Raw genomic sequence first — 22,696 nt, 5'->3', positions numbered from 1 at the left:
GTTCATGGAAGCCACGGTCCCTCTGTGCAACAGCGCTGACTTGGTCAACGGTGGTCGCGCAGTCCCTTTTGACATCGTGTATGCCGGTCAGACCTGCCGGGCTTTTGCCATTCGCTTCCAAGGTCAGGTGCATGCCTATCTGAACCGCTGCACCCATGTGGCCATGGAGATGGATTACCAGCCCGACCGTTTTTTTGATGACACGGGCCGATGGTTGATGTGTGCCACGCACGGCGCTACTTACCAGCCCGATACCGGTGCTTGCTCGGGTGGGCCTTGCCGTGGAGGGCTGGTCAAAATAGACCTTTCAGAGCAGGACGGTGTGGTTCACTGGCATACTGCCTACAACTTAAAACCGCTTGAATTTTGACCATGCAAGACCCCCAGGACCACGCGTCCGCCTCGGCCTCCAGTGACCCCCTGAAAGACACCGCGCCTGTCGACAGTGCTTGGTCGCGTCAGACACTGGAGCGATTGGCTTTTGCCAATTTGAACGAACAAAAAACCGCCCGCCGTTGGAAGGTGGGCCTTCGCATGGCGTGGTTGGTTCTTTTGGTGGTGGTGTTTTGGCATTTGTTCAGTTATGGCTCGCCGAGCAGCAACCCCAGCTTGCCTCACACGGCCATGGTCTCCATCGTGGGTGAGATTGGGTCAGAGACCGAGGCCAGCGCGGAAAACGTCATGTCGTCGATGCGTTTGGCCTTAGAGGATTCGGGATCGCAAGCCTTGGTTTTGCTGATCAACTCCCCGGGCGGTAGCCCTGTGCAGGCGGGCCTCATCAACGATGAGATTGTCCGTCTACGGGCTTTGCACAACAAACCGATTTACGCGGTGGTCGAAGAGTCATGCGCTTCGGCTGCTTACTACATCGCCGCTGCGGCAGACCAAATTTATGTGGACAAAGCCAGCATTGTGGGCAGCATCGGCGTTTTGATGGATGGTTTTGGCTTCACCGAGTTGATGAACAAGTTGGGTGTGGAGCGTCGCTTGATGACGGCGGGTGCCAACAAGGGTTTTCTGGACCCGTTCAGCCCACAAACCGAACCGCAGCGCAAGCACGCCCAGGCGATGCTGGACCAAATTCACACGCAGTTCATTGAAGTGGTGAAAAAAGGCCGCGGCGATCGCCTGAAAGAAACCCCTGAGATGTTCAGTGGCCTGTTTTGGAGTGGGCAGCAGGCGGTTGACTTGGGGCTGGCCGACAGCTTGGGCAGCCTGGACGGCGTGGCCCGTGAAGTGGTCAAAGCGCCCGATGTGATCGATTACACGCAGCGTGAAAACGTGGCCGAGCGCTTGGTCAAACGCTTTGGCGCTGCGGTCGGTGAGGGCTCGGTCCGCGCCTTGCGCAGCAGTACGGGCTTGCGCTGAGACGCTAGGCCCTTCGGGACTTTAAGGCCCGATGGCGTAAACCGCGGGCGTGTGACCATCAGGGCCTTTGAGGCCCTTTTTCCATTGCGCCACGCTGTGGCTTTGGATGCTGACTGACGGCAAGGTCAAGCCGCTGGCGATGGCCAGGCGCGTGTTGGCGTTCAGGCTTTGCAGCAAGCCGCTGAGCATGGCCGCATTGCGGTAGGGGGTTTCGATCCACAACTGGGTCTGGCCGGTTTTGAGTGCCAGAGATTCCAGTTGTTTTAGCCGGGCCGCTCGCTCAGCGGCATCTTGCGGCAGGTAACCCACAAAGGCAAAATTTTGGCCGTTCAGGCCGCTGGCAGCCAAAGCCAACAACAACGAAACCGGGCCGACCAGCGGGACCACGGTGATGCCCAGATCGTGCGCGGCACGCACCACCGAGCTGCCGGGGTCGGCAACAGCGGGCATGCCGGCTTCACTGACCAAGCCTACATCCTGTCCTTGCAGCGCCGCAGCCAACAAAGGCTTGCCATCAAAACCCGATTGGTGGTCGCCTTTTTTGTGCACATGGCGAGGCAGTTCGGTGATGGTTTGTTCGGCCAAAGGCGCGATCAAAGGATGGGTTTCTCCCACCCGCTTTAAGAATGCACGGGTGCTTTTGGCGTTTTCGCAGACCCAGTGTTGGATATTTGCCGCTGTGGCCAAGGTGTGGGTGGGCAGCACGTCGCTGATGGGTGCTTGTTCGGTGCAGCCAAAGTCCAGTGGCGTGGGCACCAAAAACAGACGGCCTTTGAGTGGCTTGGAGGTGTTCACAGCAATTTCACTCCAGCTAGTCGCAGCATGCGGGCGGTGCGGATCAGCGGCAGCCCAATCAGGGCGGTTGGATCGTCGTTGTCGATGGATTCGAGGAGAGCGATGCCTAGGCCTTCGCTTTTGGCACTGCCTGCGCAGTCGTAGGGCTTTTCGGCCTGCAAATACGCCTCGATCTCGTCGTCGCTCAAATCGCGGAAGACCACACGCACCTCGGCCAAGTCCACTTGTTCAAAGCCCGTGGCCAAACAGACCACGGCCAGTGCGGTCTGGAAAATCACCGTCTGGCCGCGCATTTGGCGCAGTTGGGCGACGGCGCGTTCGTGCTCGCCGGGTTTGCCCAGCGCTTGGCCTGCCAAATCGGCCACTTGGTCCGAGCCAATGACCACCGCTTCGGGGTGGAGGGCAGCTACTGCTTGGGCCTTGGCCAAAGCCAGCCGCAGTGCCAGCGTTTTCGGGGCTTCTCCGGGCAAGGGGGTTTCGTCCACATGCGGTGCCGCAACTGTGAAGGGCACACGAAGGCGTTCCATCAATTCCCGGCGGTAGCGCGAGGTTGAGCCCAGCACCACGGAGCGTGGCGGAGCGGTCGAGGCATCTGCTGTCGGTGTCAAAGTGCAATTCCCAGTCAATTCAGATGGGTGATTCTCTTACACTGCGGGCATGGAAAAAAAAATAGACCCCCAACATTTGGATGTGCTGGCTTTCGCCCGTGATGCCTGCCATCTGCAAGGCGAGGGCGTCATGGCCGATTGGCCCCGTTTGGCCTCTGAGCAGCATGGCGACACCCTGGCTCCTGGCTCCGTGAATTGGCAATTGGACGGTCGAACGGTTTCTCAATCGGGCGGTGCTGACCAAATTTGGTTGGATTTGCGTGCCTCGGTGCAACTTCCCATGCAGTGCCAGCGTTGCCTGACCCCTGTACTGGAGACGGTCGAGGCAGAGCGCTCATTTCGATTTGTGGCCGACGAGGCCACTGCCGCTGCACTGGACGATGAGGCCGAAGAAGATATCTTGGTCATCAGCCGCGACTTTGATGCCTTGGCACTGGTCGAGGATGAATTGATCATGTCTTTGCCACTGGTGCCTTTGCACGAGGTTTGCCCTGAAAACGTCCCCATGTCCGCTGTGGACCCTGAGTTTGAAGTGGCAGCTGAGCGTCCCAACCCATTTGGGGTCTTGGCGAGCCTCAAAACTGGCGCAAACAAGTGAGTTCAAACCCCAGCCACTTTCCATGGGCTTGGTCTTAGGCTATAATCAGCGGCTTCGCTCAGACAAACTGAGTGACATCATCATCAACCAGACGCTGCGTTTCATTGGCGCGGCCTCCAAGCTTCCAAGGAGCCACCATGGCTGTTCAGCAAAACAAAAAGTCGCCTTCCAAGCGCGGTATGCACCGTTCGCACAATGCCCTGAACGTGCCGGGCATCGCTGTGGAGCCTACAACAGGCGAAATCCATCTGCGTCACCACATCAGCCCCAACGGCTTTTACCGTGGCCGCCAAGTGTTGAAAAACAAATCCGAAGCCTGATCGGCGTCAGCCCCAAGCCTCAAGAGGCCCGGCGCTACTTTTGCAAGTAGCATCGGGCTTTTGTTTTTTTGGCTTTGAATTCATTCACGGTTTAGAGCTTTAGGATTGCATGACCTCGCCCAACCCGATCACCCTGGCAGTCGATTGCATGGGCGGCGACCACGGTCCCCGCGTCACGCTGGCAGCTTGCCGACACTTTTTGGCCAAACACCCAGATGCCCGTCTGCTTTTGGTGGGGCGTGCTGAGGCTTTGTCGTCCTTCGCCGACCCTCGTGTAGAGGTGGTGGCTGCCAGCGAAGTGGTTGAAATGGACGATCCGCTGGAAGTGGCTTTGCGGAAAAAGAAAGACTCTTCCATGCGCTTGGCCATTGAGCAAGTGCGAGATGGCAAAGCGTCTGCGGCGGTGTCGGCTGGTAACACGGGTGCCTTGATGGCGATTGCCCGTTATGTTCTCAAGACCATGGAAGGCATTGACCGTCCTGCCATTGCTGGCCAAATGCCCAATTTCAAGGGTGGCGGCACCACGATGCTGGATTTGGGTGCCAATGTCGACTGCTCGCCCGAGCATTTGCTTCAATTTGCGGTGATGGGTTCAGCGTTGGTGTCTGTCTTGCAAAACAAGGAGCAGCCCACGGTAGGTTTGCTGAACATCGGTGAAGAAGCGATCAAGGGCAACGAAATCATCAAAAAAGCGGGTGAATTATTGCGATCTGCGGCTAATTCTGGTGATTTGAACTTTCACGGCAATGTAGAAGGCAACGATATTTTCAAGGGTACGGTCGACATCGTGGTCTGTGATGGTTTTGTGGGCAATGTGGCGCTCAAGGCCAGTGAAGGCTTGGCCACCATGATCAGCGGCTTCCTGAAAAATGAGTTTTCACGCAATATCTTCACGAAAATTGTCGCGATTTTGGCCTATCCGGTGTTAACTGCTTTTAAAAATCGCGTAGACCATCGCCGTTACAACGGTGCGGCTTTGCTGGGTTTGCGTGGCTTGGTGTTCAAGAGCCATGGTTCGGCCGATGAGGTGGCTTTTGAGACCGCCTTGAACCGGGCTTATGATGCGTCTAAAAACCAATTGCTGGAACGTGTTCGCGAACGCCTCGCCCGTGCTGCGCCATTGTTGATGGGTGTACAGGCTGATCGGGCGGAACCTACCAGTCCATCTTTATGAGAATTTATTCCCGCATTTTGGGCACAGGCAGTTACCTGCCTGAGAAACGCCTGACCAATGCCGACCTGGCGGCCGAACTGGCGCTACAGGGCGTTGAAACTTCGGACGACTGGATCGTTGAGCGCACCGGCATTCGCGCTCGCCACTTTGCAGCCGACGAACAGGGCAGCAGCGATTTGGCGACCGAAGCCGCTCGCCAAGCACTTTCAGCTGCTGGCATCTCGGCCGACGATCTCGATCTGATCATTGTGGCCACATCCACCCCCGACATGGTGTTCCCTTCGGTGGCGACCATGGTTCAGCACAAACTGGGCGCAGCCGGTTGCCCGGCCTTTGATGTACAGGCCGTGTGCAGTGGTTTCATTTATGCGATGACGATCGCCGATTCGATGATCCAGTCCGGATCGGCCAAGCGTGCTTTGGTGATCGGCTCGGAAGTGTTCAGCCGCATCCTCGACTTCAAGGACCGCACGACCTGTGTGCTGTTTGGGGACGGCGCAGGCGCGGTCATTTTGGAGGCTTCGGATCAACCTGGCATTTTGGCCACCGACTTGCACGCCGACGGCAAATACAAGGACATCCTGTGTGTGCCCGGTCACGTCAACCGGGGCGCTATTTTGGGTGACCCGGTGCTCAAGATGGATGGTCAGGCTGTTTTCAAACTGGCTGTGGGGGTGCTCGAAGAAACCGCGCGGGCCAGCTTGGCCAAGGCCAACTTGACCGATGCCGACATCGACTGGTTGATCCCGCATCAAGCCAACATCCGCATCATGCAAAGCACGGCCCGGAAGTTGAAGATGTCTTCTGACAAAGTGGTGGTGACGGTGGACCAGCATGGCAACACCTCGGCCGCCTCGATCCCGCTGGCGCTGGACACGGCCGTGCGCGACGGGCGCATCCAGCGGGGCCAAACCCTTATGCTCGAGGGTGTAGGGGGCGGCTTCACCTGGGGTTCCGTACTCCTTCGCTATTGATTTGACAGGCCCGGGTCAGCGATGCGCGGCATCGCTCCCTCGGATTCTTCCCAGATACAGAATTTGCACATGACCTCATTTGCTTTTGTTTTTCCCGGCCAAGGCTCCCAATCGGTGGGCATGCTGGATGCTTGGGGCGACCACCCTGTGGTGCTCGAAACCCTGAAAGAAGCCTCAGATGCTCTGGGTGAAGACGTGGCCCAACTGATCCACGAGGGCCCCAAAGAGGCGCTGGCCATGACCACCAACACCCAGCCCGTGATGCTGGTGTCTGCTGTGGCGGCTTACCGCGCTTGGTTGGCCGAAGGCGGCGACAAGCCGTCCGTGGTGGCCGGTCATTCGCTGGGTGAATACAGCGCCTTGGTGGCTTCGGGCGTGCTGACGCTCACGCAAGCCGCACCGCTGGTGCGCCTGCGTGCTGCAGCCATGCAAGAGGCCGTGCCCGTAGGCGTTGGCGCCATGGCGGCCATTCTCGGTTTAGCTTCGGACAAAGTCATTGCAGGTTGCCAAGAAGCGCAGGCCACATTTCCTGCGGGCAGCCCAGAAGTGGTGGAAGCCGTCAATTTCAACGATGCGGCGCAGACCGTGATCGCAGGCAGCAAAGCGGCGGTGGACAAAGCTTGTGAAGTGCTCAAGGGCCTGGGTGCCAAGCGCGCGCTGCTATTGCCTGTGTCGGCCCCGTTCCATTCAAGCTTGATGAAGCCCGCCGCAGAAAAGCTGCGCGAGAAGCTGGCCACATTGCCTTTGGGTGTGCCCCAGATTCCTGTCCTCAACAACATCGATGTCGCCATCGAAAACGATGCGGATCGCATCCGTGACGCGCTCTACCGTCAGGCTTTTGGCCCGGTTCGCTGGGTAGAGTGCGTGCAGGCCATCAAGGCCCGTGGCGTGACCACACTGGTCGAATGCGGCCCCGGCAAGGTGCTGGCGGGCATGACCAAGCGCATCGACGCTGAATTGAACGGCGTGGCGCTGTACGACCCCGCCACCCTGGCTGAAGTGAAAGGACTCCTCTCGTGAGCGAAGCACAAAAACAAGTTGCCCTGGTCACAGGGGCGTCCCGTGGCATTGGCGCATCGATTGCCCTGCATTTGGCTCAACAAGGTTTTGTGGTCATTGGCACCGCCACCAGCGACGATGGTGCGGCCAAGATCAGCCAGGCCCTCTCAGCCTACCCGGGCAGCCGTGGTGCCAACCTGAACGTGAACGATGCTGACGCTGGCACGGCTTTGATCGACGCCATCGTCAAAGAGCACGGTGGCCTGCAGGTGCTGGTCAACAACGCGGGCATCACCCGCGACACCTTGGCCATGCGCATGAAAGACGACGATTGGGACGCGGTGCTCGACACCAACCTCAAGGCCGTGTTCCGCATGAGCCGAGCCGTCATGCGCCCCATGATGAAGCAGCGCTATGGCCGCATCATCAGCATCACCAGCGTGGTGGGCGCTTCCGGCAACCCCGGGCAGGCCAACTACGCCGCCGCCAAGGCGGGTGTGGCGGGCATGACCCGTGCGCTGGCCCGCGAACTGGGCAGCCGTGGCATCACGGTCAACTGTGTGGCTCCCGGTTTCATCGAAACCGACATGACCGCCAGCCTGCCCGAAGAGCAACAAAAAGCCTTGTTGGGCCAGATTCCTCTGGGCCATTTGGGCAAACCCGATGACATCGCCCACGCAGTAGCCTACCTGGCTGGAACGCACGCGGGCTATGTCACCGGACAAGAATTGCATGTCAATGGCGGCATGTTCATGGCCTGATTTTCGGAAACCCCTTCCGGACAGGTAAAATCTTCATTTTTCACAACCCTCAGAGGGACCCCATGAGCGATATCGAAGCACGTGTCAAAAAAATCATTGCTGAACAACTCGGCGTTGAAGAGTCACAAGTCACCAACGAAAAAGCCTTCGTGGCTGATCTGGGTGCCGACTCCCTGGACACGGTGGAATTGGTGATGGCACTCGAAGACGAGTTTGGCATCGAGATTCCTGACGAAGACGCAGAAAAAATCACCACGGTGCAAGCTGCGATCGACTACGCCCAAAGCAAGAAGGCCTGATCGACGATGACCCGGCGCCGCGTTGTTGTCACGGGTTTGGGATGCATCAGCCCCGTGGGCAACACGGTGGCGGATGCATGGTCCAACCTGATCGCCGGTCAATCCGGCATTGGTCTGATCACTCGTTTTGACGCTGCTGCCGTAGCTTGCCGGTTTGCGGGTGAAGTCAAAAACTTTGATCTCGAGTCCTACATGTCTTCGAAAGAAGCCAGGACCATGGACCGGTTCATTCACTTTGGCATTGCTGCTGCAGCGCAAGCCATTCAAGACGCTGGTTTGCCAACCGGGGACGCGCTGAGCGAAGATGAAGCTTGCCGTATCGGTGTGGTGATTGGTTCAGGCATTGGTGGCTTGCCTCTGATCGAAGAAACCCACAGCGAGTACACGGCGCGCGGCGCGCGGCGCATTTCCCCATTTTTTGTGCCTGCCTCGATCATCAACATGATCTCAGGGCATGTGTCGATGCGCAGTGGTTTCAAAGGCCCTAACTTGGCCGTTGTGACCGCTTGCACCACTGGTTTGCACAGCATTGGCGAAGCTGGTCGTTTGATCGAATACGGCGACGCCGATGTCATGATCGCAGGCGGTTCTGAAGCTTGCGTGTCACCACTGGGTGTCGGTGGCTTTGCGGCCATGCGCGCATTGTCAACACGCAACGATGACCCGACTGCCGCTTCCCGTCCTTGGGACAAAGACCGTGATGGTTTTGTGCTGGGTGAAGGTGCGGGCGTGATGGTGCTCGAAGAGTACGAGCACGCCAAAGCCCGCGGTGCCAAGATTTACGCCGAATTGGGTGGTTATGGCATGAGTGCAGACGCGGGTCACATGACCGCGCCGAGCATGGACGGCCCACGCCGCGCCATGATCAATGCCATGCGCAACGCCGGCGTCAATGCCGACCAGATCGACTACCTGAACGCCCACGGCACCTCCACGCCGTTGGGAGACATCAACGAAACCAATGCCATCAAGGCGGCTTTGGGTGACCACGCTTACAAAACCGTGGTCAGTTCCACCAAGTCCATGACCGGTCACCTTTTGGGTGGGGCGGGCGGCATTGAAAGCGTGTTCACCGTGTTGGCCTTGCACCACCAAAAGGTGCCACCCACCATCAACCTGCATAACCCTGACCCGGAATGTGATTTGGACTACTGTGCCAATACGGCGCGCGACATGAAAATCGATGTGGCCCTGAAAAATAACTTCGGTTTTGGGGGTACCAACGGTTCCTTGGTTTTCAAACGCATTTGATGATTTGAAAGTCAGGTTGCCTTGATGCACAACGCCCCACCTGTGGCTTACCCGGTGGGGCGTTTTGTTTTGGGGCGTGTGTTGTTGGCAGGTGTCCTGTTTTTGTCTGCAGCGGGGTTGATGGCTTGGCAATTGCAAAGCCAAGCTCCAACCGCCATGGTCTGGGGTGCTTGGATTTTTTGGGTATTGTGCGCTGCAGCCACAGCCCACGCTGGACCTCAACAGATCCTGTCCCAGGGGGAATTGTTGTGGAGTGGCGAAACTTGGTTGTGGCGAAGCGGACTGGGTACAGACGCATGGAGCACTGAAGAGCAAGGGTTCAATTTATCCGTGGGCGTGGATGGGGGTACCCGTATGCTGCTCTTGCTGCAGGTTGGCCCCAAGGCGCAGCAAGGCCGAGGCCAGTGGTTTTGTGCGTGGGTGAGCGAGCAGACCATGCCCTCTCAATGGCATGGATTTAGATGCGCTGTATATTCGCGCCCAATGCCCAACAAGCCGTCTGGCGTTGCAGGGCTTTGACCGAAAGAGGCAAGGCTTGAATCCAGTCAGTCCGGCCACATCTGTTTCAAGCTGAGGACATCGTTATGGACAACACATGGAGGTATTTGTGCTGAAGCTCAATTGGATGAATAGGGCGGCCTCGGTCGCACTGAGCAGTGCCATGGTCGTGGGTGGGTTCTTTGCAGCACCAGCCACAGCGGTGGCACAAGCCCCTGCTACGGCGGTGCGCGGTTTGCCTGACTTCACAGACTTGGTCGAGCAGGTAGGCCCTTCAGTGGTCAATATTCGCACCCTCGAAAAAGTCCGTCCCAGTGCCCAGGCAGGTTCTGCGCCCGACGAAGAAATGCAGGAGTTGTTTCGACGTTTCTTTGGCGTGCCCATGCCCAATGCACCCAGGCAAGCCCCTCGCCCAAATCGCCCCCAAGAAGAAGCACAGCCGCGCGGTGTCGGATCGGGTTTTATATTGAGTGCCGATGGTCTGATCATGACCAACGCCCATGTGGTGGACGGCGCTGACGAGGTCATGGTGACCCTCACAGACAAGCGCGAATTCAAGGCGCGCATTGTGGGTGCGGACAAACGCACCGATGTGGCCGTGGTCAAAATTCAGGCCACGGGTTTGCCCGCCGTGAAGGTGGGGGATGTCAACCGTCTGCGCGTCGGCGAATGGGTCATGGCGATTGGTTCGCCCTTTGGCTTGGAAAATACCGTCACGGCCGGGATCGTGAGTGCCAAGCAGCGAGATACGGGTGACTATTTGTCTTTCATTCAGACCGATGTGGCCATCAACCCCGGCAATTCCGGCGGTCCGCTGATCAATATGCGCGGTGAGGTGGTGGGCATCAACAGCCAAATTTACTCGCGCTCAGGGGGGTTCATGGGCATCTCGTTTGCCATTCCCATGGACGAAGCCATGCGCGTGAGCGAGCAATTGCGCACGAGCGGACGGGTGAGCCGCGGCCGTATTGGTGTCCAAATTGCGCCTGTGACCAAAGAGGTGGCCGAATCGATTGGTTTGGGTAAAGCCCAAGGTGTTCTCGTGAGAGGCGTGGAAGAGGGCTCACCCGCAGAAAAAGCGGGCATCGAAGCGGGTGACATCATCACGCGTTTCGACGGCAAGGCGATCGATAAACCTGCAGATTTGCCCCGCGCCGTGGGCAACACCAATCCGGGTAGCAAGGTCAACATCAGCGTTTTCCGTCGAGGCAGTGTCAAAGAGATGAGCATCACGGTCGCCGAGATCGAGGCGGAGAAAGTGGCCGCCAGCACGCCGGAAAAAAATGTGCCCGCCGCCAATGTGCAACCTTGGGGTTTGACCGTCAGCGATCTGAGCGATGCTCAAAAGAAAGAGTTTCGTGTTCGGGGTGGCGTGCGTGTCGACGCTGCCGTGGATGCTGCAGCCAGAGCGGGTATCCGTGAAGGTGACTTGATTGTGGCCATTGCCAATACCGAAGTGACTTCTGTGAAGTCGTTCGAAACCATCATGTCTCGTTTGGACAAGAACCGACCCGCCAGCGTGCTTGTTCGGCGCGGGGATGGCGCCCAGTACGTCTTGATACGACCTGCTCCATGAGGTGCTGGACTTTGAAATGTCCCAATTAACCTGCCGGCCATTGGGGACAATTCAGTCAAAAACAGAGATTTTCAAAAAAAAGACGACAGGTGGAAATGTTTTTATAAGTTTGTGTCAACTAACTTTCGGAAGTTCTCATACTGAATTTGGATAAAATCAGACCTCCTGAACCCAGATTCATGGCATAAAGCGCAAGTTTGAGTTCACGATGCGAGATGCAGTCCATGCATCCACCGTTGATCCACAGATGGCCCACAAGTTGTTCAACATGATGTCGAAAATCCTGTGTATAACGTGTGGATAAAATGAGTGTTGCACTGCAGCAACGACTTGCCCAAGCTGTCTGGAAGGCTTTGCATGTGGGCCAATTTGCCTACAATGAAAGCCCAACCATCGCAGTTGCCAAAGATTGTTGGTTCAGGGCGCGTCACCACCAGACGCGCCCTTTTTTCTTTTCCGGATCCTTGATCCACAAATACTTGCAGACCGTCCTTGATGAATCACATCAGAAATTTTTCGATCATTGCGCACATTGACCATGGCAAATCGACGTTGGCCGATCGTTTGATTCAACGTTGTGGTGGACTCGAGGCGCGTGAAATGGAAGCCCAAGTGCTCGACTCGATGGACATCGAGAAAGAGCGTGGCATCACCATCAAAGCGCAAACTGCCGCGCTGCACTACAAGGCCAAAGACGGACAGGTCTACAACCTGAACTTGATCGATACACCCGGCCATGTGGACTTCTCCTATGAAGTCTCGCGTTCCTTGTCTGCCTGTGAAGGTGCCTTGCTGGTGGTGGACGCCAGCCAAGGCGTGGAAGCGCAGACCGTGGCCAATTGCTACACCGCACTCGACCTGGGTGTGGAAGTGGTGCCCGTCCTCAACAAGATGGATTTGCCGAATGCGGACCCAGACAACGCCAGAGCCGAAGTCGAGGATGTGATTGGCATCGACGCGACCGATGCGATTCCTTGCTCGGCGAAAACAGGCATGGGCATCGAGGAAATTTTGGAAGCCGTGGTTGCGCGCATTCCGCCTCCCAAAGGCAACCCCGATGCACCGCTGCGCGCCATGATCATCGACAGCTGGTTCGACAGTTATGTGGGTGTGGTCATGCTGGTGCGCGTGGTCGATGGCCAGTTGCTCAAGAACGAGCGCATCCGCATGATGGCCAGCAATGCGGTTTACGAAGCGGGCAGCTTGGGTGTCTTCACTCCGGCCAACGAGCCGCGCCAGATGCTCAGAGCCGGCGAGGTGGGTTACATCATTGCCGGCATCAAGGAGTTGCAAGCGGCCAAGGTGGGTGACACCGTGACCTTGGAGAAAAAGCTCCCCAACAATGCCGGCCCCGCAACCGAAGCTTTGCCTGGCTTCAAGGAAATCCAGCCGCAAGTGTTTGCCGGTTTGTACCCCACTGAAGCGAACCAATACGATGGCCTGCGTGATGCGCTTGAAAAGCTCAAGCTCAACGATGCATCACTGCACTACGAACCCGAAGTCTCGCAAGCGCTGGGCTTTGGTTTTCGATGCGGCTTTTTGGGCTTGTTGCACATGGAAATCGTGCAAGAGCGCTTGGAGCGCGAATTTGACCAAGACCTGATCACCACCGCGCCCAGCGTGGTTTACCAAGTGGTTCAGCCCGGCGGCGAAGTCGTCATGGTCGAAAACCCTTCCAAGATGCCCGATCAAGGCAAGCTGCAGGAAATCCGCGAGCCCATCGTCACGGTCCATCTGTACATGCCGCAAGACTATGTCGGCCCCGTCATGACGCTGGCCAACCAAAAACGCGGTGTTCAGATGAACATGGCCTACCACGGTCGTCAGGTCATGCTGACCTACGAAATGCCTTTGGGCGAGATCGTGCTGGACTTTTTTGACAAGCTCAAATCGGTCAGCCGTGGCTATGCCTCGATGGACTACGAGTTCAAGGAATTCCGCGCATCCGATGTGGTGAAGGTCGATATTTTGCTCAACGGCGAGAAGGTCGATGCGCTGTCCATCATCGTGCACCGTTCACAGTCCCAGTACCGGGGCCGGGCTGTGGTGGCCAAGATGCGCGAGATCATCAGCCGCCAGATGTTTGACGTGGCGATTCAGGCGGCCATTGGTGCCAACATCATTGCCCGTGAAAGTATCAAGGCCTTGCGCAAAAACGTGCTGGCCAAGTGTTACGGTGGTGATATTTCGCGCAAACGCAAGCTGCTGGAAAAGCAAAAGGCGGGTAAAAAGCGCATGAAACAAATTGGCTCGGTCGAGGTGCCCCAAGAGGCGTTCTTGGCCATTTTGCAGGTGGAAGATTGATGCAGTTCCTCACGTCCTTGGTTTTGGCCGCTTTTGTCGGCTATGCCGGTTCTTGGTATTTGGGCTATTTAGAGGGCAACTTCGCCTTGCTCTTGCTTTTGGCCACCGTGGTCACCGGCATTTATTGGTTGGCCGAGCGGTTTTTCTTTTTGCCCCAGCGACAAAAAGCGGTGGCGCAGTTGGAAGCCGAGACGGCTCAGCGGCAAGCCGAGTTGTCCAAAATGGGCATTGCCAAGGTGGACACCGACATTCGCGAAAGCCGCGAAAAGCTGCTCATGCAGCCGTGGTGGCTGGACTGGACAGCGGGTTTGTTCCCGGTGATCGTGGTGGTCTTCATCTTGCGTTCGTTCTTGTTTGAGCCTTTCAAGATTCCCTCGGGCTCCATGATCCCGACGCTTCACATTGGCGACCTGATTTTGGTGAATAAATTTCACTACGGCGTGCGCTTGCCAGTGGCCAACACCAAGCTCACCGAAGGCACGCCCGTCCAACGCGGCGATGTGATGGTGTTCCGCTACCCACCCAAACCCAGCGTGGACTACATCAAGCGTGTGGTCGGTTTGCCGGGTGACGAGGTGTCTTACTTGAACAAAAGTTTGACCATCAACGGCAAACCTGTGCCCACCGAGGTGATGCCCGACTTTTTCGACGAGTCCACCATGCGCTACCACAAGCAGCGCCGTGAAACGCTGGGGCTCAAGCCGCACCAAACGCTGCAAGACGATGACCGTCCGGCCTTTGTGCCAGGGGCAGACCCGTTTCCTGGCCGTGAAAACTGCAACTACACCGTTGAAGGTGTGACTTGTAAAGTGCCTGCAGGCCACTACTTCATGATGGGCGACAACCGGGACAACTCCTTGGATTCGCGCTATTTCGGTTTTGTGCCGGACGCCAACATCGTGGGCAAAGCTTTCTTTGTCTGGATGAATTTTGGCAACCTCCAGCGCATCGGCGCTTTTGATTGAGGTGAGCGTGGCCTCTAACAGCGCTGTTCCTTCCGGTTTGTCTGAGCTGCAAATTCGCCTGGGGTATGCTTTTCGCCAGCAGACTTTGCTGCAGCAAGCGCTGACGCACCGCAGTTTCAGTGCAGACCACTATGAGCGCTTGGAGTTTTTGGGCGACTCGGTGCTCAACCTGGCCGTATCGCACATGCTTTACGCCCAGTTGGCCGACATGCCTGAAGGGGACTTGTCCCGCGTACGGGCCAACCTGGTCAAGCAAGACACACTCCATCAATTGGCCAAAACGTTGGACGTTTCTGTGGTCATGCGTTTGGGCGAGGGTGAGATGCGTTCCGGTGGTCAGGGACGGCCTTCCATCCTGGCGGACATGGTCGAAGCCATCATTGGCGCGGTCTACCTGGATGGTGGCTATCCCGCTGCCCAAGCTTTGGTCGAACGGCTTTTTGCCAAAGTCGACATCAAACCCGACATGCAGGCCGTGGGCAAAGACCCCAAGACCGAGCTGCAAGAATGGTTGCAAGGGCGCAAGCTCGCGCTGCCCAAATACACCGTGGTCGGCACCTCCGGTGCCGCACACCGCCAGCAGTTCGAGGTCTCTTGCGAAGTGACCGAATTGCGCCAAACCCAACAAGGCTCGGGCGCATCGCGTCGCGCCGCCGAACAAGCAGCGGCAGCCGCCATGCTGCAGACCCTGAAATCCGAAAGCGCCGCATGAGCACCGACAAAAAGATCAACGATTCGGAGCGCACCGCTCAAGAGCAGACCATGCGCCGCCCCGTTCAAATCGCAGGTGTGACGATCCAGCCACGCGATGCTTCCGAAGACGCCGCCTTGCCCCCGGTTGCTGCTTCTCCCGCGCCTGTGCCTGTGGCAGGCCAGCGCTGCGGCTTGGTGGCCATTGTGGGCAAGCCCAACGTGGGCAAGTCCACCTTGCTCAACGCTTTGGTGGGCCAAAAAATCAGCATCACCTCGCGCAAAGCACAAACCACGCGTCACCGCATCACCGGCATCCGTACCCAGGGCGCTGCCCAATATGTGTTTGTCGATACCCCTGGTTTCCAGACCATCCACGGCACTGCGCTCAACAAATCTCTCAACAAAACCGTGGTTGGCGCAGTGAGTGATGTGGACCTGGTTCTGTTTGTGGTCGAGGCAGGCAGCTTCACCACGGCAGACGCCAAAGTGCTGGCGCTGCTCAAGCCCGGCATACCGGTTTTGCTGGTGGCCAACAAACTCGACAATGTGCACCGCCGTGGCGACATTGCGCCCTGGCTGCAAAGCATGCAAGAGCGCCACGCCTTCACCGAGTTCGTGCCCATGTCGGCCAAGCAGCCCAAAGACATCGTGCGCTTGCTCGACATTTGCGAAAAATACCTGCCCGAGCAGCCCTGGTGGCACGCCGAAGACGAACTCACCGACCGCAGCGAAAAGTTTTTGGCCAGCGAAATGGTGCGCGAAAAGCTCTTCCGATTGACCGGTGACGAGCTGCCTTACACCTCGACGGTGGTGATCGACAAGTTCGAAGAAGAAGCCGGGCGCACCGCCAAACGCATGTTGCGCATTGCCGCCACCATCGTGGTCGAGCGCGAAGGGCACAAGGCCATGGTGATTGGTGACAAGGGCGAAAAGCTCAAGCGCATCGGCACCGAAACCCGTGTGGAGCTGGAAAAGTTGCTGGACGCCAAGGTCTTCATCGAGTTGTGGGTCAAGGTGCGTTCGGGCTGGGCCGACGACGAAGCCCGCGTGCGCAGCTTCGGCTACGAGTAATTCCACAGCCAATGGCCTCCAAGCGGATCGCAGACGAGCCAGCCTATGTGCTGCACCGCTACGACTGGAGCGAAACCAGCCTGATCCTCGAAGTCTTCACCCGCCACCATGGCCGGGTGGCTTTGGTGGCCAAAGGGGCCAAAAGACCCACATCGAGTTTCCGCCCGGTGCTCTTGCCGCTGCAGCCTTTGTCGCTGGCGTTTGGGGGTGATGGTGATATCCGCACCCTCAAATCGGCCGAGTGGGTGGGCGGTCATGTCATGCCCACGGGCGAAGCGCTGCTGTCGGGTTATTACATCAACGAGTTGCTGATGCGCCTGACGGCTCGCGACGACCCTCACCCGCAGTTGTTTGAGGTTTATGCCGCCGCCGTGCGCCTGCTCGCCAGTGGCGACCCCAATGCCCTTCAATGGGCCTTGCGTGGCTTTGAATTGCTGCTGTTGCGGGAAATGGGCTTGCTGCCCGCCCTGAACCTGCAGACCCTGACCCTCAAGCCTTTGTCATCCACGGACAGTTATGCCCTGGTGCCTGAAGCTGGCTTGCAGTGGGTGAGCGATGACCCCCGTCACGCCTTGCGCGGCGAACAATGGTTGGCACTGCACGCAGCGCTGGCTTCACCCAGCCCCTTGGCGGCCTTGTTGCGGGAGTGCGCTGACCTGCTGGTGCAACTACAAAGGCCCTTGCGCCTGATGCTCAATTACCATTGTGGTGTCGGTGCCTTGCGCACCCGCCAAATGATGCTGGACCTGCAATCCCTATGAACACAACCCAAAGCGTGGCCTTGTCGGTCAATGTCAACAAAGTCGCGCTCCTGCGCAACTCTCGCCACCTGGGCATCCCCAGCGTCACGCGTGCTGCCGAGCAGTGTCTGCAAGCGGGCGCGAACGGCATCACCATCCACCCCCGGCCCGATGAGCGCCACATCCGCGCCAGCGATGTGCCCGAGCTCCACGCCCTCATGCAGGCCTGGCCGGACCGGGAGTTCAACATCGAAGGCAACCCCTTTCACAACCTGATGGACCATGTGCGGGCCGTGCGTCCGCACCAAGTGACGTTTGTGCCCGACAGCGAAGGCCAGTTCACCAGCGACCATGGCTGGACGTTTCCGCAAGATGCCGAGCGCTTGAAACCCCTGATTGACGAGTGCAAGACCTTGGGCGTGCGCGTGAGCCTGTTCATGGACCCGATCCCAGAGCAAATGGCCGGGGCCCGCGCCGTGGGCGCTGACCGTGTGGAGCTGTACACCGAGCCCTACGCCGCGAGCTGGGGCATGCCAGACAACGCCAACCAGTTGCAGCGTTACGCCGATGCCGCAGCGGCGGCTTTGCAGGCCGGCCTGGGTGTGAACGCCGGGCATGACCTGAACCGCGACAACTTGCCAGCCTTTGTGGCCGCCGTCAATGGACTGCAGGAAGTCTCGATTGGCCACGCCTTCATGGCCGATGCGTTGGAGCTGGGTTACGCCGCCACGGTGCAGTCCTACCTCGCTTGCCTTAAAAAATGATCTACGGAATCGGCACCGACATCTGCGACATCCGGCGCATCAAAACCAGCTTGGAGCGGCATGGCGAGCGTTTTGCCGCCAAGGTTTTGAGCGACGCCGAGCTGGCTACCTGGAAAGCCCGCAGCGCCCGCTGGCCCGAGCGCGGTGTGCGCTATGTCGCCACCCGCTTTTCGGCCAAAGAAGCCTTCAGCAAGGCCATTGGCCTGGGCATGCGCATGCCCATGACTTGGCGCTTGTGCGAAATTGGCAAACTGCCCAGCGGTCAGCCGTTCATCGTGCTGCACGGTGAGCTCAAGGCATGGTTTGAAGCCAAGGGCCTCAGTGCGCACATCACCGTGACCGACGAATCCGAATACGCCGCCAGTTTTTGCGTGGTCGAAAACCAAAGCACCTCGCGCCCTTGATTTGCCGCGCTGGCGCCCCACATGGAATCCACACCTCATGACACTGCACGCCCCCCTGATCATTGATATTGCTGGCACCACCTTGACCGAGGTGGACCGCCGCCGCTTGGCCCACCCCTTGGTGGGTGGCATGATTTTGTTTGGCCGCAACTGGCAAAGCCGTGCGCAACTCACCGAGCTGTGTGCCGAGATCAAAAACCTCCGTCCTGACCTCTTGATCGCGGTGGACCACGAAGGCGGGCGTGTGCAGCGCTTTCGCACCGACGGGTTTACTCACTTGCCAAGCATGCGGGCGCTGGGTGAGCTTTGGGGCCAGGACAACAAAGGCCAACCCGGCTCGGGCGTGCTCAAGGCCTGCGAAGCGGCCACCTCGGCCGGCTTTGTGCTGGCGAGCGAACTCCGCGCCTGCGGCGTGGACTTCAGCTTCACACCTGTGCTCGATCTGGACCACGGCGAGAGCGGCGTGATTGGCGACCGCGCCTTCGCCCGCGACCCGCGTGTGGTGAGCCTGCTGGCCCGCAGCCTGATGCAGGGCCTGCTGCAAGCGGGCATGGGCAATTGCGGCAAGCATTTCCCGGGGCACGGTGCTGTCAAGGCTGACTCGCATGTGGCGCTGCCGGTGGACAAACGCGGCCTCAAAGCCATCTTGGCCGACGACGCGCAGCCTTACCGCTGGCTCACCAGTGTGCTGACCGCCGTCATGCCCGCCCATGTCATCTACAGCAAGGTCGACAGCCGCCCGGCAGGCTTTTCGCCGCGCTGGCTGCAAGACATACTCCGCGCCCAACTGGGTTTTCAGGGTGTGGTCTGCACCGACGACCTGTCGATGGCGGCCGCCCGCCAGATGGATGGCCGCACGCTCAGCTACACCGAAGCGGTGATTACTGCGCTGCAAGCTGGGTGCGACTTGGCGCTGTTGTGCAACCGCTCGGCTGTGAACGACGGCGCAGAACTGGACGAAGTGCTCGACCAGCTGGCGGAAGCCCAACTCAAAGGCCACTGGACACCCAGCGAAATCAGCGAAGAGCGGCGCTTAGACCTCTTGCCCCGATCACCTGCCCGCCCTTGGGATGAGCTGGTGCGCTCTGCTGACTACATGCAGGCGCTCGACCGCTTGCCTTGACCTGAACAGGACACCTGAATGAACTGGATTGCACGCATCATCATGGGCTTGCTCGGACTCGGTTTCCTGGCGGCTTTGCTCTTTGGTTTGCTCTGCTACATCGTCTTTGCGACGGTGCGTTGGTTGTTGACAGGCCGCAAGCCTCAGGTGGTGATGGTTTGGCAGCAGTTCAAGGCCATGCGCCAGGGCTTCCAGCAGGGTGGTTTCCGCACAGGAACAGGACAAGGCTTCGAGCCTCCCAGAGGTCAAGGTGCCCCATTTCCCCATGATGACCAGGTGGTCGATGTGGAGGTGCGTGAGGTCGTGGAAGATGCGCCGCGCCTGCCACCCCGCCAGCAGGGTTGAATTTTGGATTTTTAAATGACAAACCCGGCCTAGGCCGGGTTTGTCATTGGGACTCGGTGAACTTACTCCTGCACGTGCCGCAGCGCAGGGAACAAGATCACGTCGCGGATGCTGGCGCTGTCGGTCAGCAGCATCATCAAGCGGTCGATGCCGATGCCGCAGCCGCCTGCAGGGGGCATGCCGTATTCGAGGGCACGCACAAAGTCGTGGTCGTAGTACATGGCTTCGTCGTCGCCTTCGTCTTTGGCGGCCACTTGGGCTTGGAAGCGTGCGGCTTGGTCTTCGGCGTCGTTCAATTCGCTGAAACCGTTGCCGAACTCGCGGCCGGTGATGTAGAGCTCAAAGCGCTCGGTCACTTCGGGGCGGGTGTCGTTGGCGCGGGCCAGTGGGCTGATCTCTGTGGGGTGCTCCATGATGAAGGTGGGCTCCCAGAGCTTGTCTTCCACGGTTTCTTCAAAATAAAACACCTGCAAGCTGGCCAAGCTGCGGGTGGACAGCTTGTCTTTGGCTTCGCTCATGCCCAGCTTTTTCAGGGCGTTGATCAGCCACTCGGCGTTGTCCACGTTGTCGCCGGCCTCGGTGTGCTTCACGATCGCTTCGCGGATCGTCATGCGGGCAAACGGCTTGTTCAGGTCGACGGGCTTGCCGTTGTAGGTCAGGTCCAAGGTGCCCGCAGCGGTCATGGCCGCGTCGCGGATCAGGCTTTCGGTGAAGCCCATCAAGTCTTGGTAGTTCCAATACGCCGCGTAGAACTCCATCATGGTGAACTCGGGGTTGTGGCGCACCGAGATGCCTTCGTTACGGAAGTTGCGGTTGATCTCGAACACGCGCTCAAAACCACCCACCAACAAGCGCTTGAGGTACAGCTCGGGTGCGATGCGCAAGAACATCTCTTGGTCCAGCGCGTTGTGGTGCGTCACAAAGGGCTTGGCGTTGGCGCCACCGGGAATGGGGTGCAGCATGGGCGTTTCGACTTCCAAAAAGCCGTGTTGGACCATGAACTCGCGGATGCCGCTCACAGCCTTGCTGCGGGCCATGAAACGTTTGCGGGCGGCTTCGTCGGTCATCAGGTCCACGTAGCGCTGGCGGTATTTGACTTCTTGGTCGGCCACGCCATGGAACTTGTCGGGCATGGGGCGCAGGCTCTTGGTGAGCATGCGGATGCTGGTGGCGTGGATCGACAGCTCGCCCGTGCGGGTTTTGAACAAATGGCCTTCGACGCCCACAATGTCGCCCAGGTCCCAGTGCTTGAACAGCGCATACAGGTCTTCGCCCACGTCGTCCCGGGTCACGTAGACCTGGATGCGGCCCGTGGCGTCTTGCAGCGTGGCAAAGCTGGCCTTGCCCATCACGCGCTTGAGCATCATGCGGCCTGCGACTTTGGCCATGGTTTTGGCCACGCCTTCGCCGTTCAGGGCTTCGGCTTCTTTGCTGCCGTGGGCTTCGTGCAGGTTGGCGGCGTGGTGTTCGGGCTTGAAGTCGTTGGGAAACGCCACGCCCTTGCCGTCGGCTTGCGCCTGGCGCATGGCCTTGAGTTTCTCGCGGCGCTCGGCGATCAGCTGGTTTTCATCTTCTGGGGCTGGTGCGGTTGCTGGTGCCGTTTGGGCGTTGGCGTTCGTGTCGGACATGGCGGGCGGTGGTTGGGCTCAGGGCGCGTGGCTGGTGTGAACCTGGATTGCGGAAAAATAGAGAGCGTTGCTGCGCCAAGGCGCGTAACCCGTTATTTTAAGAGTTTGCGGGAGGCGTTCGGCCTTGGCTTGTTTGGCTTGTCGCCTAAGGCTTGGCGGCAGTCACCATGTCCCCGATCAACTCCAGTCGCATCAGGGGCTCGTGCAGGGCAAACAGACGGTATTTCATTTGCAATGGCAAGGGCAGCAATTCCCCCCAACGGTTGGACAACCAGCTGCAGTCCTGCAGACGCCATGCCTCGGCCCAATGGGGCACCACGCTGGGTTGTTCGCTCAGCTGGGTCAGTGCTTCGTGCATTTGTGTTGACAGTTGTTGCAGATCGTCAGGCACTTGCACGGCGGGCTCGGGCGGCAGGGCTTGCACTTGGCTCGTCCAAAGACCGTCGCTGCGCTGCTGCGGGGTCTGGAGCTTGAATTTCTCAATGCCTCGGCACCAAACCATGACCAAACCGGGTTGGGGCCGTTCGATGCGCTCGATTTTTACCCGCGTTCCGATGTTCTCAAACTGCTCTTCGGCTGTCCCGGGGCGGTGTACTTCACGCCCTTGGGTGAGCGTCACCACACCAAAACCGCTGCCTTGGCGTTCACATTCACCGATCATTTGCAGGTAGCGCAGTTCAAACAATTGCAGGGGCAATAAAGCGCCGGGAAACAACACGGTGCCTAGGGGGAACAGGGGCAATTCCTCCCATGGCGCGGGGGATGGGGTGTGCACTGAACTCATCTGGGTATCATCGCACGAGCAGGAGATGTGCAATGTGGTTTCAAATGGTCAGCATGGTTTTGGATGTGGTCGCTGGTTTGGTGGCGGGCACTTGTTTGCTGCGTTTCCTGATGCAGTGGCAGCGCATCTCGTTTCACCAACCTTTGGGCCGTTTCGTGTTTGCCATGACCGATTGGTTGATCATGCCTCTGCGCAAAGTCATTCCTGCTTGGACGAACTGGGATCTATCCAGCTGGGTGGGCGCTTGGTTGGTCAAATTGGTGCAATTTTTGGTGCTGTGGCTCATTGCCGGAGGTCAAGGGTCTTTGGGGTTGTTGCCCTTGATCAGCTTGGTCGGTTTGGCTCAAATGGTGGTGTCGGCATTGAGTGCCTTGGTGCTGGTCTTGGCTATCATGTCTTGGGTCAACCCCGGCTCTCCCATGTACGCCCTGACCGTTCGTTTGTGTGACCCTTTTCTGCGCCCTTTTCAGCGCTGGGTGCCTCTGATTGGTGGCATTGACCTGTCACCCTTGGCTTTGTTGTTGCTGTTGCAAATTTTGGGAATGCTGCTGTCTGGCATGCAGATGAGCTGGATGCGCTGAGCCTTTTTTTGAGACCCCCCATGACAAAAGCCCTCTGACGAGGGCTTTTGTCATGGGGGGTGCTGACCTTTGA

At 58.6% G+C, this 22,696-nt stretch carries 26 protein-coding genes; 22 read left to right on the top strand and 4 right to left on the bottom strand.

Features of this window, described 5'->3' with window-relative positions:
* Positions 1 to 4 precede the first annotated feature (4 nt).
* On the top strand, positions 5 to 370 hold the full coding sequence (locus SWE17_RS07725; RefSeq protein WP_322992522.1) for a Rieske (2Fe-2S) protein: 366 nt from the start codon (positions 5 to 7) through the stop codon (positions 368 to 370).
* Between the two features lie 2 nt (positions 371 to 372).
* Positions 373 to 1,368: a S49 family peptidase gene (locus tag SWE17_RS07720; protein ID WP_322992521.1), complete on the top strand. Its 996-nt coding sequence runs from the start codon at positions 373 to 375 to the stop codon at positions 1,366 to 1,368.
* A 21-nt stretch (positions 1,369 to 1,389) separates the two neighbouring features.
* On the opposite strand, the gene SWE17_RS07715 is transcribed toward SWE17_RS07720, so the two are convergent.
* Positions 1,390 to 2,163 carry an SAM-dependent methyltransferase gene (locus SWE17_RS07715; protein ID WP_322992520.1) on the bottom strand — a complete coding sequence of 258 codons (774 nt, stop codon included), beginning with the start codon at positions 2,161 to 2,163 and terminating at the stop codon, positions 1,390 to 1,392.
* Positions 2,160 to 2,690 carry a Maf family nucleotide pyrophosphatase gene (locus SWE17_RS07710; protein WP_416234994.1) on the bottom strand — a complete coding sequence of 177 codons (531 nt, stop codon included), beginning with the start codon at positions 2,688 to 2,690 and terminating at the stop codon, positions 2,160 to 2,162. Before SWE17_RS07710 ends, SWE17_RS07715 begins: the two co-directional genes overlap by 4 nt.
* Before the next feature lie 130 nt (positions 2,691 to 2,820).
* Between SWE17_RS07710 and SWE17_RS07705 the strand changes: the two genes are divergently transcribed.
* The 19 genes from SWE17_RS07705 (at position 2,821) to SWE17_RS07615 (ending at position 19,630) form a co-directional block, all read left to right on the top strand.
* Positions 2,821 to 3,369, top strand: a complete 549-nt coding sequence (locus SWE17_RS07705) for a YceD family protein (RefSeq protein WP_322992518.1) — start codon at positions 2,821 to 2,823, stop codon at positions 3,367 to 3,369.
* Positions 3,370 to 3,506: 137 nt separating this feature from the next.
* The gene (gene rpmF / locus SWE17_RS07700) at positions 3,507 to 3,689 is read left to right on the top strand and encodes a 50S ribosomal protein L32 (protein WP_019575026.1); all 183 of its coding nucleotides are present in this window, start codon (positions 3,507 to 3,509) and stop codon (positions 3,687 to 3,689) included.
* A 109-nt stretch (positions 3,690 to 3,798) separates the two neighbouring features.
* Positions 3,799 to 4,863, top strand: coding sequence for a phosphate acyltransferase PlsX (plsX, locus tag SWE17_RS07695; RefSeq protein ID WP_322992517.1), 1,065 nt, complete (start codon positions 3,799 to 3,801; stop codon positions 4,861 to 4,863).
* Entirely contained in the window at positions 4,860 to 5,837 is a 978-nt protein-coding gene (locus SWE17_RS07690) for a beta-ketoacyl-ACP synthase III (RefSeq protein WP_322992516.1), read from the top strand. Before plsX ends, SWE17_RS07690 begins: the two co-directional genes overlap by 4 nt.
* 69 nt (positions 5,838 to 5,906) lie before the next feature.
* The gene (gene fabD, locus SWE17_RS07685) at positions 5,907 to 6,857 is read left to right on the top strand and encodes an ACP S-malonyltransferase (RefSeq protein WP_322992515.1); all 951 of its coding nucleotides are present in this window, start codon (positions 5,907 to 5,909) and stop codon (positions 6,855 to 6,857) included.
* The gene (gene fabG, locus SWE17_RS07680) at positions 6,854 to 7,597 is read left to right on the top strand and encodes a 3-oxoacyl-ACP reductase FabG (RefSeq protein ID WP_322992514.1); all 744 of its coding nucleotides are present in this window, start codon (positions 6,854 to 6,856) and stop codon (positions 7,595 to 7,597) included. The genes fabD and fabG overlap by 4 nt, the downstream gene beginning before the upstream one ends.
* A 62-nt stretch (positions 7,598 to 7,659) precedes the next feature.
* A complete protein-coding gene (gene acpP, locus SWE17_RS07675; protein ID WP_019427049.1) occupies positions 7,660 to 7,896 on the top strand; it encodes an acyl carrier protein in 237 nt (78 codons plus the stop codon).
* Between the two features lie 6 nt (positions 7,897 to 7,902).
* Entirely contained in the window at positions 7,903 to 9,147 is a 1,245-nt protein-coding gene (fabF, locus tag SWE17_RS07670) for a beta-ketoacyl-ACP synthase II (protein WP_322992513.1), read from the top strand.
* A 24-nt stretch (positions 9,148 to 9,171) separates the two neighbouring features.
* Positions 9,172 to 9,666, top strand: a complete 495-nt coding sequence (locus SWE17_RS07665) for a hypothetical protein (RefSeq protein ID WP_322992512.1) — start codon at positions 9,172 to 9,174, stop codon at positions 9,664 to 9,666.
* Positions 9,667 to 9,772: 106 nt separating this feature from the next.
* Positions 9,773 to 11,221, top strand: coding sequence for a DegQ family serine endoprotease (locus SWE17_RS07660; RefSeq protein WP_416234993.1), 1,449 nt, complete (start codon positions 9,773 to 9,775; stop codon positions 11,219 to 11,221).
* Positions 11,222 to 11,716: 495 nt separating this feature from the next.
* A complete protein-coding gene (lepA, locus tag SWE17_RS07655) occupies positions 11,717 to 13,525 on the top strand; it encodes a translation elongation factor 4 (protein ID WP_322992511.1) in 1,809 nt (602 codons plus the stop codon).
* Positions 13,525 to 14,490, top strand: a complete 966-nt coding sequence (gene lepB, locus SWE17_RS07650; protein WP_322992510.1) for a signal peptidase I — start codon at positions 13,525 to 13,527, stop codon at positions 14,488 to 14,490. The genes lepA and lepB overlap by 1 nt, the downstream gene beginning before the upstream one ends.
* Positions 14,491 to 14,497: 7 nt before the next feature.
* Positions 14,498 to 15,202 (top strand): ribonuclease III, encoded by a 705-nt coding sequence (rnc, locus tag SWE17_RS07645; RefSeq protein ID WP_416234989.1) that lies wholly within the window; start codon positions 14,498 to 14,500, stop codon positions 15,200 to 15,202.
* Positions 15,199 to 16,254, top strand: a complete 1,056-nt coding sequence (gene era / locus SWE17_RS07640) for a GTPase Era (protein ID WP_322992509.1) — start codon at positions 15,199 to 15,201, stop codon at positions 16,252 to 16,254. The genes rnc and era overlap by 4 nt, the downstream gene beginning before the upstream one ends.
* An 11-nt stretch (positions 16,255 to 16,265) precedes the next feature.
* Positions 16,266 to 17,015, top strand: a complete 750-nt coding sequence (gene recO / locus SWE17_RS07635) for a DNA repair protein RecO (RefSeq protein ID WP_322992508.1) — start codon at positions 16,266 to 16,268, stop codon at positions 17,013 to 17,015.
* Positions 17,012 to 17,758, top strand: a complete 747-nt coding sequence (locus SWE17_RS07630; RefSeq protein WP_322992507.1) for a pyridoxine 5'-phosphate synthase — start codon at positions 17,012 to 17,014, stop codon at positions 17,756 to 17,758. The genes recO and SWE17_RS07630 overlap by 4 nt, the downstream gene beginning before the upstream one ends.
* Positions 17,755 to 18,162 carry a holo-ACP synthase gene (acpS, locus tag SWE17_RS07625; RefSeq protein ID WP_322992506.1) on the top strand — a complete coding sequence of 136 codons (408 nt, stop codon included), beginning with the start codon at positions 17,755 to 17,757 and terminating at the stop codon, positions 18,160 to 18,162. The genes SWE17_RS07630 and acpS overlap by 4 nt, the downstream gene beginning before the upstream one ends.
* A 37-nt stretch (positions 18,163 to 18,199) precedes the next feature.
* Complete coding sequence (gene nagZ / locus SWE17_RS07620; RefSeq protein WP_322992505.1) at positions 18,200 to 19,285, top strand: beta-N-acetylhexosaminidase; 1,086 nt, start codon at positions 18,200 to 18,202, stop codon at positions 19,283 to 19,285.
* An 18-nt stretch (positions 19,286 to 19,303) separates the two neighbouring features.
* On the top strand, positions 19,304 to 19,630 hold the full coding sequence (locus SWE17_RS07615; protein WP_322992504.1) for a hypothetical protein: 327 nt from the start codon (positions 19,304 to 19,306) through the stop codon (positions 19,628 to 19,630).
* A gap of 62 nt (positions 19,631 to 19,692) precedes the next feature.
* Here SWE17_RS07615 and lysS read toward each other — a convergent pair whose 3' ends face one another.
* Both lysS and SWE17_RS07605 read right to left on the bottom strand, forming a co-directional pair.
* Positions 19,693 to 21,258, bottom strand: a complete 1,566-nt coding sequence (lysS, locus tag SWE17_RS07610; RefSeq protein WP_322992503.1) for a lysine--tRNA ligase — start codon at positions 21,256 to 21,258, stop codon at positions 19,693 to 19,695.
* A gap of 145 nt (positions 21,259 to 21,403) precedes the next feature.
* Positions 21,404 to 22,042 (bottom strand): LON peptidase substrate-binding domain-containing protein, encoded by a 639-nt coding sequence (locus tag SWE17_RS07605; protein ID WP_322992502.1) that lies wholly within the window; start codon positions 22,040 to 22,042, stop codon positions 21,404 to 21,406.
* Between the two features lie 32 nt (positions 22,043 to 22,074).
* Between SWE17_RS07605 and SWE17_RS07600 the strand changes: the two genes are divergently transcribed.
* Positions 22,075 to 22,623: a YggT family protein gene (locus SWE17_RS07600; protein WP_322992501.1), complete on the top strand. Its 549-nt coding sequence runs from the start codon at positions 22,075 to 22,077 to the stop codon at positions 22,621 to 22,623.
* Positions 22,624 to 22,696 lie beyond the last annotated feature (73 nt).

This window comes from Limnohabitans sp., assembly GCF_034680285.1.
GTDB lineage: Bacteria > Pseudomonadota > Gammaproteobacteria > Burkholderiales > Burkholderiaceae_C > Limnohabitans_A.
This window is presented reverse-complemented; position numbering and strand designations above follow the sequence as displayed.

What these genes read in the sequence shown, in the direction of transcription:
- plsX (WP_322992517.1), top strand. Translation starts at nt 3,799, where the DNA reads ATGACCTCGCCCAACCCGATCACCCTGGCAGTCGATTGCATGGGCGGC.
- SWE17_RS07705 (WP_322992518.1), top strand. Translation starts at nt 2,821, where the DNA reads ATGGAAAAAAAAATAGACCCCCAACATTTGGATGTGCTGGCTTTCGCC.
- lysS (WP_322992503.1), bottom strand. Translation starts at nt 21,258, where the DNA reads ATGTCCGACACGAACGCCAACGCCCAAACGGCACCAGCAACCGCACCA.
- era (WP_322992509.1), top strand. Translation starts at nt 15,199, where the DNA reads ATGAGCACCGACAAAAAGATCAACGATTCGGAGCGCACCGCTCAAGAG.
- SWE17_RS07600 (WP_322992501.1), top strand. Translation starts at nt 22,075, where the DNA reads ATGTGGTTTCAAATGGTCAGCATGGTTTTGGATGTGGTCGCTGGTTTG.
- SWE17_RS07725 (WP_322992522.1), top strand. Translation starts at nt 5, where the DNA reads ATGGAAGCCACGGTCCCTCTGTGCAACAGCGCTGACTTGGTCAACGGT.
- nagZ (WP_322992505.1), top strand. Translation starts at nt 18,200, where the DNA reads ATGACACTGCACGCCCCCCTGATCATTGATATTGCTGGCACCACCTTG.
- fabF (WP_322992513.1), top strand. Translation starts at nt 7,903, where the DNA reads ATGACCCGGCGCCGCGTTGTTGTCACGGGTTTGGGATGCATCAGCCCC.
- SWE17_RS07605 (WP_322992502.1), bottom strand. Translation starts at nt 22,042, where the DNA reads ATGAGTTCAGTGCACACCCCATCCCCCGCGCCATGGGAGGAATTGCCC.
- acpS (WP_322992506.1), top strand. Translation starts at nt 17,755, where the DNA reads ATGATCTACGGAATCGGCACCGACATCTGCGACATCCGGCGCATCAAA.
- SWE17_RS07660 (WP_416234993.1), top strand. Translation starts at nt 9,773, where the DNA reads ATGAATAGGGCGGCCTCGGTCGCACTGAGCAGTGCCATGGTCGTGGGT.
- SWE17_RS07720 (WP_322992521.1), top strand. Translation starts at nt 373, where the DNA reads ATGCAAGACCCCCAGGACCACGCGTCCGCCTCGGCCTCCAGTGACCCC.
- rpmF (WP_019575026.1), top strand. Translation starts at nt 3,507, where the DNA reads ATGGCTGTTCAGCAAAACAAAAAGTCGCCTTCCAAGCGCGGTATGCAC.
- acpP (WP_019427049.1), top strand. Translation starts at nt 7,660, where the DNA reads ATGAGCGATATCGAAGCACGTGTCAAAAAAATCATTGCTGAACAACTC.
- SWE17_RS07710 (WP_416234994.1), bottom strand. Translation starts at nt 2,690, where the DNA reads ATGGAACGCCTTCGTGTGCCCTTCACAGTTGCGGCACCGCATGTGGAC.
- SWE17_RS07690 (WP_322992516.1), top strand. Translation starts at nt 4,860, where the DNA reads ATGAGAATTTATTCCCGCATTTTGGGCACAGGCAGTTACCTGCCTGAG.
- SWE17_RS07630 (WP_322992507.1), top strand. Translation starts at nt 17,012, where the DNA reads ATGAACACAACCCAAAGCGTGGCCTTGTCGGTCAATGTCAACAAAGTC.
- SWE17_RS07665 (WP_322992512.1), top strand. Translation starts at nt 9,172, where the DNA reads ATGCACAACGCCCCACCTGTGGCTTACCCGGTGGGGCGTTTTGTTTTG.
- fabD (WP_322992515.1), top strand. Translation starts at nt 5,907, where the DNA reads ATGACCTCATTTGCTTTTGTTTTTCCCGGCCAAGGCTCCCAATCGGTG.
- SWE17_RS07615 (WP_322992504.1), top strand. Translation starts at nt 19,304, where the DNA reads ATGAACTGGATTGCACGCATCATCATGGGCTTGCTCGGACTCGGTTTC.
- lepA (WP_322992511.1), top strand. Translation starts at nt 11,717, where the DNA reads ATGAATCACATCAGAAATTTTTCGATCATTGCGCACATTGACCATGGC.
- lepB (WP_322992510.1), top strand. Translation starts at nt 13,525, where the DNA reads ATGCAGTTCCTCACGTCCTTGGTTTTGGCCGCTTTTGTCGGCTATGCC.
- recO (WP_322992508.1), top strand. Translation starts at nt 16,266, where the DNA reads ATGGCCTCCAAGCGGATCGCAGACGAGCCAGCCTATGTGCTGCACCGC.